Below are 12,085 nucleotides of genomic sequence, written 5' to 3'. Positions count from 1 at the left end.
ATTTATATATTTTATTAATAAGATGTTTTGTGCCACAATTAAGTGTATCAACGATGAAAGCGAAGGTGGTACAGATGCAATCATTGAATCAATGGAGGGCAGATGAATACGACAATAAACTGGCTTTTGTTTCGGGGTACGGCAAAAATCTTATTTCGTTGTTACAGCCTAAGAAGGGTGACTATATATTAGATTTGGGCTGCGGAACAGGAGATCTGACACATGAGATATCTTTGTACGAGGTTGAAACCGTTGGTATAGATGCATCCTCAGACATGATTCAGCGTGCGCGCGACAAGTATCCCCATCTTGAATTTAGGGAAGGAGACGGTCATCATTTTGAGACAAACAGGCTTTTTGATGCCATCTTCTCTAACGCCGCTCTACATTGGATGCGTGATCCCCAACTTGTGGTCAGCAGTGTATGGAATGCATTGAAGCCGGGAGGGCGTTTCGTGGCTGAGTTTGGCGGGAAAGGGAATGTTGACACTATTATTCATGCACTGGAACAGGTGTTAGAGCGCAGCACAGGTATGAATGCATCGGCTAGAAATCCGTGGTATTTTCCAACGATCGGAGCGTATAGCTCGCTTTTGGAGAAACAAGGATTTATGGTGCGACAGGCCTATCATTATGACCGACCAACTAAGCTGTCAGATGGAGAACAGGGAATCGAGGGCTGGTTATCCCAATTTGGCGGAGATTATTTTGAAGGGCTGCATTCAGAACAGATAGATGAGATCTGCATTGAGACAAGTAAGCTTGTTGTGCCAAAGCTCTGGAAACAAGACGCAATTTATGCTGATTATAAACGTTTACGCGTGGAAGCAGTGAAACCTATTAGTTAAAAAAACAAAGATAATTAAGTTGTTATGCGAATTAAAGTGAAGAAATGATAATTTTAGCAGTAAAACATTATATGTAGGGTTGTTAACGATGACTAGGGATCAAATGCCTCTTTTGTTAGAGGTTTTTGATCCTTTTTGTTTGTTGGTTCCACAGGCAGGGGATAGAATCGACAAAAAATGCAATTTTAATATTTTTTAGGTACATAAGAACCATATAAGTAATTTCTATATCATTTTTGTTATTATTTAGAAGGAAAATGCGGTATTTTGATAGAATAATTTACCAAGGGTCAATCCTCTTGCAGATTGGAAGGTGAAATTGTCGCAGGTATTGCAGTGCTTGCAAGCGCAGGAACCCATCATTTGGTGAGGTATTCACATTATAAAGGAGGGGCATAGCCTTGAGTAAACGATTGATATCCATGTTATTAAGTGCTCTTATGATTTTTTCTATTATTCTACCAGCGGCTGGAGCCGCTCCCGCAGATTCAGTTGTTCTGCTTGAGAATATGCCAAGCAAGGCCGAAGCGAAACAGTGGAGAGATATTCTTACAGACCGAGAGGCTAGGCTTGCAGCGGATCCATTCTTGGATGAAAGCTTGGAAGGTCTGGGCGGAGAGAATACACGAGTCATCGTGGAGCTTTCTGATAAACCCGTCGCTGTAGCGCAAGGTGAATCAACCCTCGAAGGAAAATCTTTTACCTCCTCTATGGAAACAAAGGCTGTGACTCAAGTCGAGCAGCAACAACAGTCATTTGTACATAGCCTCACTCAGAAGAAAATCAAACATGAAGTATTGGGAAATTACGCATATGCCCTGAATGGTGTAGCCATTGAAGTAAAGGGAAACCAATTGGGACAATTGCTTCGCATACCTGGTGTAGTCAGTATTTATCCGGATCTGGAAGTTACACTGAGCCCGGAAACGGATGAAATCAATCCGTATATGAAAGACACAGCTCCTTTTATCGGTGCCCCTGAAGTGTGGGATCTCGGTTACAAGGGGAATGGCATCAAAGTTGGCGTGATTGATACAGGTATTGATTACGAACACCCTAACCTGCAAGAAGCTTACAAGGGTGGATGGGATTTTGTAGACAATGATAATGATCCTTATGAAGCGACCTATCAAGAATGGAAAGTTTCGGGTCAACCTGAGTTTAATGCTAATGGAAGTGCCTATTATACCTCTCATGGTACACATGTAGCGGGTACAATTGCAGCTCGTGAAGCAGGAGATTACGGTATTGTTGGCGTTGCTCCTGAAGCTGATGTGTATGCTTATCGTGTTCTCGGACCTTACGGTAGTGGTCAAACTTCTTGGGTACTTGGGGGAATAGATCGTTCAGTTGAAGATGGCATGGATGTCATTAATCTCTCTTTGGGAAATTCAGCGAATGATCCAAGTTATGTTACATCAGTAGCTCTTAACAATGCGATGCTGTCTGGTGTTACAGCGGTAGTAGCAAGTGGTAACAGTGGACCTAACCGATATACACTCGGTTCCCCGGGTGCGTCAGCTATGGCTATTACGGTTGGTAACTCTACCGGACCTAGCCAGCTAATTACAGCTAATACTCATTTCGCAATTGGCGAAGAAACGTTACCAGAACAACAACCTGAGTTAGAGCAGTCTCCAGAACTAGGAACAGCGCCTGGAACAGAAGTTCCTGTCGTACAAGAACAAGACACTCAGACAACTACCCCTGAGGACGAAGTGGTCGTGACTGCTCCTGAAGAAGGTGTAGCAAGTGAGGATTCAATAACTTCTGACGAAACGGTTTCTACTAATTCAGAGCCAGCTGGAAGTGAAGCAGAAGTAACTGCTGATGTTGAGGCTTCGAACGAGGTAGACGTTGTTACAGAAAATAATGATCAACCAGTTTCACCTTCTGCAACAGAAGAAGCTTCTACTGAAGCTGCTGCTCCAGTAGAAGAGGAGTCCGTTATTGCTCCAACTGAAACGGAGATCGCTCCACTGGCTGTTACAGAATCAGTCTATCGTTTAGATCTGATGGGCTGGAGTCTGTCAGCAGATCCTGAATCAGTATTGACTGATGAATACAAGTTGGAATTCGCAGGACTTGGTAAACCGGCTGAGTTTGAAGGTAAAGATTTTACAGGAAAAGTGGCATTGATCCAACGTGGTGAGCTTGCATTTGTTGAGAAGATCGCTAATGCTAAAGCTGCAGGAGCCGTAGCTGTTATTGTATATAACAATATTCCGGGTCCAATCGGCGTAAGTCTGGGTGATAATTTTGAGCTTATTCCGACGCTGAGTATGACGAAGGAAGATGGAGAAGTTATTAAGGCAGCACTAGATGCGGGACAACCCGTTGAAGTGAGCTTTAGTGATTTCGAACGTGATCAAACACCAGGCGATGAAATAAATTCATCCAGTTCCCGTGGTCCAGCGAAGGTAACTCTGGATATCAAACCGGATATCGTTGCTCCGGGGACAAGTATCCTGTCTACAATTCCTGCTTACGGCAAAGACGAGCCTGATGCAGACTACACACAAGCGTATGATCGTAAAACAGGTACAAGTATGGCTACACCGCATGTAGCAGGTCTTATTGCACTGCTGATTGAGAAACATCCAGATTGGACACCATTTGATATCAAAGTAGCACTTATGAACAATGGTAAAGTGCTCGATACCAATCAATTTGATGTGTTTGATCAAGGTGCAGGTCGTATTCAGGCTGTAAATACGATTGATCCCGTTGCACTGGTTAAAGTGCAGGATGTAACACAGTATACAGAGAGTGGCTCGCTTGTCGAAAAAGAGAATATTACCGGTAGCATTAATTACGGTAACTTTTTGAGAACAGATGAAAAGACAGTTACCAAAACGATTAAAGTTGAAGCACTGAACGGTAGTGGCGGTGATTACACAGTAAATGTTAATCCAACTCGTACGGTTCCAGGTGTATCCGTAGCTGTAGACAAGACTTCATTCACGCTGAATGGTGAGGAAGAGCTGGCAGTTACAATTACAGTTCCTCAAGGGGTTACTGCTGTAACTGAAGCGCAAGGATATATTGAACTATCGAATGGAACGAATACTTTTACGGTGCCTTATGTAGCTCATTTCAACGTTACGTTGAGTGGGGTTAAATACATTGAAACAGTAGCAGGTGATGTGAAAAATCCATTCCATTATCCACTGAAGGCTGATGGAACATTAGACACACTTAATGTAGCCATGGAATTTTACAATCCAATGACGTTTGCGCTGATTGAAATCTATGATGGTCTTGATCCAGAGGGTGGATATTATGAAGATGGATACATCGGATCTATCTTTGGTAACTATTTCAACTTCAATGCAAATGCTAGATATAATCTAGCATGGAGTGGTAATTATTCAGATTATATTACCGACGAAGTGACTGAGATTCCGGATGGTCTGTATACGGTTGATATCACTGCACTCGGTGCTGATGGTAAGACTTATAAAGAAGATACACCTCCATTTTTGGTGAAGAAAACAGCTCCAATTGTAACGGCACCAGAAGCGTTGGAATTTAAGCAAGACGAATCTGTTGTCATTAACGGTAGTATAGAAGACTTGTATTTCCGAGTTGCACCTGCTCTTGCGAATGGCTGGGACATTAATTTTGATCCAGCGGCTTCCTTAGAAGCTACGTACGTGGTGAAAAAGGAAGATGGTTCGATTGTTAAAGAGGATGCATTTGAAATACAGGCTGATGGTAGCTTCAATCTTTCGTTGGAGGATAATGCTGCAGGTGAATATACCGTTGAATTGACGGTTAAAGACCAACAAGGGCTTTCTGGTACAGCGACGACTACGCTGACAATTCAATCAACAGAGACTGAGCCGGAAACTCCTGCAAAAGGAGCACCTGGAACACCTGTATTGTCTCACAATAACGGTGGTGGCAACGGTCTACTGGAAGGTACGTACACAGTTAGCATGAACTTGTGGTGGGGCGAGAACGCAACTAGTTACAAGTTATATGAAGATGGAGTTTTAATTGACACGCAAAAGCTGACGTACAATGCTCCTTTGGCACAGTTTGCTCAGACGAAAATTACGGGTAAATCCAATGGCACATATACGTATGTAGCTGAGCTCACAAATGACAAGGGAACAACTCGGAGTCAGACGCTGACTGTGCGGGTTGCAAATGCATCGCCAGGAAAAGCAGTTCTTTCCCAAGATAACTGGGATGGAGATGGCAACTATAAAGTAACGATGAACTTGTGGTGGGGAACCAATGCCACTGAATACCGCCTTTATGAAAATGATGAGTTGATCGATACGCAAGAGCTCAAAGCGGCAACGCCTCAGGCTCAAAGCGCTGTAAGTGTATTGTCTGGTAAGGCGTCAGGCACATATACGTATCGAGCAGAGCTGATCAACGCGGCTGGAGTGACCAGCACGGATACAATTACGGTTAAAGTAAAGTAAAGTAAAGTGAAGTTTATTGCTTGAGAATGTATTAATGAAGGAATGTGTATGTACTTTAACGGCCCCCATCCCATATTTATAGGATGGGGGCCGTTTTATTTATCATTCTACTGAACAGAGAAGACAAAGGGGCCTTGTGGTTTAGTTGTTCATTGACTCTAGCCTATGATTCGTTTCATGGGGAAACTAACCGATCATTCGATTTTTGCTAGCTTGAATGCCTACGATTAACAGACCAACGGCAAGGATCACTTGAACTAATAAAGGGAAAGTCCACCCTTTCGTCCAGTCATGAAGCATACCTAGCAGTAATGGGCCAACTGCCGCTAGCATATATCCGAAGGATTGAGCCATACCAGATAGATTGGCCGCTTGTCTTGCATCCTTTGTGCGAAGGACGAAGAACATGGTCACCAATCCAAACGAAGCACCTGCGCCAATTCCTGCCAGTGTGACACCTATAGTCACTAGGGAAGAGACTCCACTTAACAATAAGGTGTAACCAACAATTAACGACGAACACGTTACTGTTGTCAGTATACGTTGATCTTGAGTTCTGCCGGCAAGGATTGGAACAATAAAGGTTACTGGTACGCTAACCATCTGCATAAGCGAAAGCATCCAGCCTGCTGATGTAGCACTGAAACCCTGCTCGGTGAGAATCTCTGGAAGCCAAGTAATTGTTGTATAAAATATTAAAGATTGTAGTCCCATAAACAAGGTGATAAACCAAGCTAGGGAAGAAGTTCGGAGACGCACAGGTGTGCCTTCGCTCGAAGAAGCAACGAAGAGCCTGCGTTGACGTCCCACGGCAACTTGAGGTAGCCGCAGAAGGAGTGCAATAATTGATAACACTGCCCATATGCCTAACGAAGCACGCCAGCCCATAGAGGTTGCTCCGGCGATGGGTACACTGACACCTGAAGAGATTGCGCCAAATATATTCATGGACACGGAGTACAACCCGGTCACGATCCCTACCCGGAGTGGAAAGTCACGTTTGATTAAACTCGGTAACAATACATTGCTTAACGCGATGCCACACCCCAAAATACCAGTTCCAATATACAGAGCAACAACCGAGGGTAACAGACGTAAAAGCACACCTATCGTTACAATGAGCACAGCCATCAACAGTGCCGATTCTATTCCTAATCGTTTAGCTAGGCGAGGTGCAAACGGAGATACTGCTGCAAAAGCTAGCAAGGGAAGTGAGGTTAGGAGGCCTGCCAACGTATGTCCGATCCCTGTATCTGCCCGGATCATTTCTACAACGGGACCTGTTGCTGTGATAGGGGAACGCATCGTTGCGGCTATAACGATAATGCCTGCTAGCAATAAGCCGTATCTTTTGGATGCGGTGGAATGTTTAGTTTCGTCAGGTGTTGACGAGTGTTGTTGTGTTGAAGCTGACATAATTAGATCTCCTATTTTTCTAAAGAATGATAATTAATATGTATGGATTGTTACATATCCATTCGCCAAGCATAACACTTTGTGTCAAGTCAGAACAATCCAATTGGAAGGGAATCCCCTGAACGCAAAAAAACTTCCCAAAGGAAGTTTTTCTTAATACGTCCCAGGAGGGATACTCTCCTTGCAGTCGAGACTGCGAAGTGGTCCTTCCGAAGTGAATGCTCCGACGAACCATAGGGGTTCTCATCCCCTGAACGCAAAAAAAACTTCCCAAAGGAAGTTTTTCTTAATACGTCCCAGGAGGGATTCGAACCCCCGACCGACGGCTTAGAAGGCCGTTGCTCTATCCTGCTGAGCTACTGAGACATGAAATTTTTCAAGCAAAAATGATTTTATCATAAATAATGATGAATATCAAACTTTTTATTAACGTATTATTTTTGTAAATGAAATTTGGCGTCTAATGTGTTTTTTTCATTATAATTCAGGTTATGTTAGAATATCAGGAGAACTCAGAAAATAGATCGCTTTTTGCTTAATATACGAGCCTTTTGCAACACATGCTAAGCGTTTTTTCGATGAGCACGGTGTAGTTCAAGGTGATTCAGCTCGTCTGGATTTTGATCCCGTGAACTCCATAATAGGACAATCGAGTGATGCAAAATGTGGATACATCTATTTATCATCGTTTCCATATGAAAAATCAGAATATAGAGGAGGTGCTCTTATTAAGGAATCCACGACCCCGGAAACCGAGCACAGCAATAATATCGTGCTGTTTCCCAAAACGTTGGACTATTACCAGATTCAATTGACGGTGATGCTGGAAAATGAACGGTATAGTGAAGCCATCTCATTGCTCCGTTTTTTGTTGCAATGTCAGGGACAGGAAGAACGGCACTATGATGAATGGCGAGCTTTACTTGAATGGCTTCAGGCTGCTTTCCCTCATTATGGGGAAGAATCCCCAGTCATTGGAGAGGTGCAGGAAGAAGAGGAGATTAGCGAAGAGGATATGGCACGTCAGCATGCTAAGTCCAAGCTGGAGCAGGATGATGGTTATGCAGATAAGCTGCTTCGGACAGTTATGGAGGAACCTCTTTCTGAACATACTATGTTAGCGCTGGAACAACTCGCCTATCTTGATCTCCCGGAGATTGATGAACAACTAACGAGTTGGTTAAAAGATAAGTCGCTTCATCCATTGCTACAATTCCGTGTCTTGCAGACTTTGCGGCGTCGCGGTGCTCATGGTGAAGTCATATTTACCAGAAATGAGGAACAGGTTGAAGTGGAGATTGACACAGTACCTCTGCGACCAGAAGAGTTTCCGCTTCAGATTGTTCGTATTTTGGAAAGGGTAGCGGATCAGACAGAGGTTCATGAGCCTACGTTATTTTACTTTGCCCAGGAATTGTGGATACAATTTGTCATGGCGGTGTATGGTACTCGTGATTATGCATCCATGCTGGAGGGAAATGATTCCATGACGGACATTTGGGCTGCAGCGTTACATATGACTGTTGCGGATAGTTTAAGCGGCACACATAATGAAGAAGATACGCGCTCTATGTATGCCGTGACGGGATCTATGCGGTTCCGTTTGGAGCAAGCATATCGTTCGATGAAACAGTTTGTTTCTGCCGGTTTGGACGGCTAAAAAGGGCGGGAAACGTTTTCCTTAAATGGCATCAAGGGATTCCCCTTGAAAAAGAATGTAATCTTGTTTATACTAAAATGGTTATTTTGTACGTGATTGCCTACGTGAACATGTGAATTTTGGAGGGGAAAGTATACAATGAAAGCAACTTGGGAAAAGATAGAGAAGAACCTTGGGGTTCTTGAAGTTGAAGTGGGTGCAGATCGTGTAACTGAAGCACTCGACAAAGCTTTTAATAAAGTAGTTAAACAAGCGAATGTACCTGGATTCCGTAAAGGTAAAGTACCACGTCCAATCTTTGAAGCACGTTTTGGTGTGGAAAGCTTGTATCAAGAAGCGATTGACATCTTGCTTCCTGAAGCATACACAGAAGCTATCGATCAAACGGATATCTTCCCAGTTGATCGTCCTGATGTAGATATCGAGCAATTCGCTAAAGGACAAGCATTCAAGTTCAAAGCGAAAGTAACAGTTAAACCAGAAGTTAAACTGGGCGACTACAAAGGTATTGAAGTTGCTGTAGCTAAAGGTGAAGTTACAGAGCAAGAAGTAACAGAAGAGCTTGAGCGTCTCCAACAACGTCATGCAGAACTTACTGTAGTTGACGAAGGTGCGGCTCAAAACGGCGATGTTGCAGTAATCGACTTCGACGGTTCTGTTGATGGTGTACCTTTCGAAGGTGGACAAGCAGAGGGTTATTCCTTGGAACTGGGTTCCAACACATTCATCCCAGGATTTGAAGAGCAAGTTGTGGGTCTGTCCACAGGCGACTTCAAAGACGTGGAAGTAACTTTCCCAGAGAGCTACCATGCAGCTGAACTGGCTGGCAAACAAGCGGTATTTAAAGTGAAAGTACACGAAATCAAACGCAAACAGCTTCCAGAATTGGATGATGAGTTTGCTAAAGATGTGAGCGAATTCGATACACTTGAAGAATACAAAGCTGATCTTAAAACACAATTGGAATCCCGCAAAGCGGATGAGTTCAAAGGTGCACAAGAAAACGCAGTTGTAGAAAAAGTGGCTGAAAACGCTGAAGTGGACATCCCTTCTGCAATGGTTGATAGCGAAGTACAGAACATGATGCGCGATTTCGACAACCGTCTTCGCAACCAAGGTATGAACCTTGAAATGTTCTTGAGCTTCTCCGGTCAGACTCAAGCTGATCTGAGAGCACAAATGCAAGAAGATGCTTCTAAACGTGTTCGCAACAACCTGGTTCTCGAAGCTGTAGGTAAAGCGGAAAACATCGAAGTATCTGACGAAGAAGTGAATCAAGAACTCGAGAAAATGGCTGAATCTTACAAACGTCCAGTTGAAGAGATTCGTGGTATTCTCGAAGGTAATGGTTCCCTCGACAGCCTTCGTGATGAAGTGAAACTGCGCAAAACGATTGATGTTCTCGTTGAGAACAGCACAGTGGTTGAGCCAGTTGAAGCTCCAGCTGAAGAAGCTGCTGCAGAATCTGCCGAAAAATAAGACAAGCTGTTATTGATGAACAGTTAACAGTTGAATAAATGATAAGGCACGTGAGTCATTGCGTGCCTTATTTTTAAATTATGACATCCATTTTATGGGGAAATGAATAATAAAATGGATAGTTATCATATTCATAATGCTTTTATGGCATACTTACCTATGTGCTTAATGCAAATAAAAAATGGTTAAACGGCATAGGATTGCTTCGATTTGCACATACATAGAAAACATGGTTAAATATGATCAGGTTATAAAGTAAACAAACCTATGCTGTACACGACCTGTGAGAAATGACATTGGCACAGGAACGTGATAGAATGAATTTGGGTTTGCTTTACAAATAACCTATGTCTAATTACATGTAGAAAAGAGGTTGGTCTCATGAGTCTGGTGCCAATGGTTGTAGAACAAACCAATCGAGGCGAGCGGTCTTACGATATATATTCCCGTTTGCTGAAGGATCGCATTATTTTTCTAACCAGTGCGATTGATGACGATGTAGCCAATCTTGTCATAGCTCAGCTTTTGTTTTTGGCAGCGGACGATCCTGAAAAGGACATCAGCTTGTACATTAACTCACCTGGTGGTTCTGTTACTGCAGGGATGGGTATATACGATACGATGCAATATATCAAGCCGGATGTATCTACCATCTGCGTAGGAATGGCAGCAAGTATGGGTTCGTTATTGCTGACAGCCGGCGCACCTGGCAAGAGATATGCGCTGACGAACAGTGAAGTAATGATTCATCAGCCGCTCGGCGGCATTCAAGGACAGGCTGCGGATATTAAGATACACGCAGAATGGATTATTAAAACACGTCAGAAACTGAATCAAATATACGTCGATCGTACAGGTCAGTCCCTTGAGAAAATTGAGCGGGATACAGACCGTGACTTTTTCATGAGTGCTGAAGAGGCCAAGACGTACGGCATTATTGACCAGGTGCTCAGTAGACCGATCAATTCCTAAAGGGGTGGTTTCATGTTTAAATTTAACGATGAGAAAGGGCAACTGAAATGCTCTTTTTGCGGTAAATCTCAGGAACAGGTGCGTAAACTGGTCGCTGGACCAGGCGTCTACATTTGTGATGAATGTATCGAATTGTGCACCGAGATCGTTGAGGAAGAATTGGGTCATGATGAAGAAATCGACCTGAAAGATATTCCGAAACCGAAAGAAATTCGTGGAATTCTGGATCAATATGTTATTGGACAGGAACAAGCGAAGAAGTCGTTGTCTGTTGCGGTGTATAATCACTACAAACGGATCAACACCCAAAGCAAAATTGAAGATGTTGAGTTGTCGAAGAGTAACATTTTGCTGTTAGGACCAACGGGTTCCGGTAAAACATTACTTGCGCAAACGATGGCCAAAATCCTCAATGTTCCATTTGCGATTGCAGACGCAACTTCCTTGACGGAAGCAGGTTATGTTGGTGAAGATGTTGAGAATATCCTTCTCAAGCTGATCCAAGCTGCTGACTATGATGTTGAAAAAGCAGAGCGCGGCATTATTTATATCGATGAGATTGATAAAGTTGCTCGTAAATCCGAGAATCCTTCTATCACACGGGATGTTTCGGGTGAAGGTGTTCAGCAAGCATTGCTGAAAATTTTGGAAGGAACGGTTGCTTCAGTACCACCACAAGGTGGGCGTAAGCATCCACATCAAGAATTCATTCAGATTGATACAACGAATATTCTATTTATCTGTGGTGGTGCATTTGATGGATTGGAACAAATGATCAAACGCCGTATTGGTAAAAAAGTCATTGGTTTCAATACAGTCGCAGAGCAAAAGGATCTGAAACCAGGCGAATATCTCGGCATGGTATTGCCGGAAGATTTGCTGAAATTCGGTCTGATTCCAGAGTTCGTAGGTCGTCTGCCAGTAATCTCCACGTTGGAGCCGCTGGATGAAGATACGTTGGTACGGATTCTTTCGGAACCAAGAAATGCACTTACGAAGCAATATCAAAAATTGCTTGAGCTGGACAATGTTAACTTGGTGTTTGAACCAGGGGCATTGCTCGCCATTGCAAAAGAAGCAATTAAACGTAACACAGGCGCACGTGGATTGCGTGCCATCATTGAGGGCATCATGCTTGAAATCATGTATGAAGTTCCTTCACGTGAAGATGTTACAAACTGTGTAATCACGGAAGAAGTCGTTGAGAAAAGAGTTGTGCCTGAACTCGGCCAATCTAAGGACGATAAGCAGGAAGAAAGCGCCTGATTTGG

Annotated in this window: 7 protein-coding genes and 1 tRNA gene; 6 read left to right on the top strand and 2 right to left on the bottom strand. The window is 43.4% G+C overall.

Annotated features, from left to right (window positions below):
* On the top strand, positions 1 to 848 hold an 848-nt coding region (locus ASD24_RS17245), incomplete at its 5' end, for a class I SAM-dependent methyltransferase (RefSeq protein WP_327205245.1).
* Positions 849 to 1,249: 401 nt separating this feature from the next.
* Positions 1,250 to 5,287, top strand: a complete 4,038-nt coding sequence (locus ASD24_RS17240) for a S8 family serine peptidase (protein ID WP_056698049.1) — start codon at positions 1,250 to 1,252, stop codon at positions 5,285 to 5,287.
* A 186-nt stretch (positions 5,288 to 5,473) separates the two neighbouring features.
* Here the strand turns inward: ASD24_RS17240 and ASD24_RS17235 are convergent, their stop codons facing one another.
* Positions 5,474 to 6,703, bottom strand: coding sequence for a CynX/NimT family MFS transporter (locus ASD24_RS17235; protein WP_082560441.1), 1,230 nt, complete (start codon positions 6,701 to 6,703; stop codon positions 5,474 to 5,476).
* A 292-nt stretch (positions 6,704 to 6,995) separates the two neighbouring features.
* Positions 6,996 to 7,069, bottom strand: a tRNA-Arg gene (locus ASD24_RS17230).
* Between the two features lie 361 nt (positions 7,070 to 7,430).
* On the opposite strand from ASD24_RS17230, the gene ASD24_RS17225 reads away from it, so the two are divergent.
* The 4 genes from ASD24_RS17225 to clpX all read left to right on the top strand — a co-directional run bounded on the left by ASD24_RS17225 (position 7,431) and on the right by clpX (position 12,080).
* Positions 7,431 to 8,363, top strand: coding sequence for a hypothetical protein (locus tag ASD24_RS17225; protein WP_056698052.1), 933 nt, complete (start codon positions 7,431 to 7,433; stop codon positions 8,361 to 8,363).
* A 138-nt stretch (positions 8,364 to 8,501) separates the two neighbouring features.
* Positions 8,502 to 9,842, top strand: a complete 1,341-nt coding sequence (tig, locus tag ASD24_RS17220) for a trigger factor (RefSeq protein WP_056698045.1) — start codon at positions 8,502 to 8,504, stop codon at positions 9,840 to 9,842.
* A 381-nt stretch (positions 9,843 to 10,223) separates the two neighbouring features.
* The gene (clpP, locus tag ASD24_RS17215; RefSeq protein WP_056698043.1) at positions 10,224 to 10,814 is read left to right on the top strand and encodes an ATP-dependent Clp endopeptidase proteolytic subunit ClpP; all 591 of its coding nucleotides are present in this window, start codon (positions 10,224 to 10,226) and stop codon (positions 10,812 to 10,814) included.
* A 12-nt stretch (positions 10,815 to 10,826) separates the two neighbouring features.
* Positions 10,827 to 12,080 (top strand): ATP-dependent protease ATP-binding subunit ClpX, encoded by a 1,254-nt coding sequence (gene clpX / locus ASD24_RS17210; RefSeq protein ID WP_056698040.1) that lies wholly within the window; start codon positions 10,827 to 10,829, stop codon positions 12,078 to 12,080.
* Positions 12,081 to 12,085 lie beyond the last annotated feature (5 nt).

The sequence above is a fragment of the Paenibacillus sp. Root52 genome, assembly GCF_001426865.1.
In the GTDB taxonomy this organism is placed as follows: Bacteria; Bacillota; Bacilli; order Paenibacillales; family Paenibacillaceae; genus Paenibacillus.
This window is presented reverse-complemented; position numbering and strand designations above follow the sequence as displayed.

What these genes read in the sequence shown, in the direction of transcription:
- ASD24_RS17235 (WP_082560441.1), bottom strand. Translation starts at nt 6,703, where the DNA reads ATGTCAGCTTCAACACAACAACACTCGTCAACACCTGACGAAACTAAA.
- tig (WP_056698045.1), top strand. Translation starts at nt 8,502, where the DNA reads ATGAAAGCAACTTGGGAAAAGATAGAGAAGAACCTTGGGGTTCTTGAA.
- clpP (WP_056698043.1), top strand. Translation starts at nt 10,224, where the DNA reads ATGAGTCTGGTGCCAATGGTTGTAGAACAAACCAATCGAGGCGAGCGG.
- clpX (WP_056698040.1), top strand. Translation starts at nt 10,827, where the DNA reads ATGTTTAAATTTAACGATGAGAAAGGGCAACTGAAATGCTCTTTTTGC.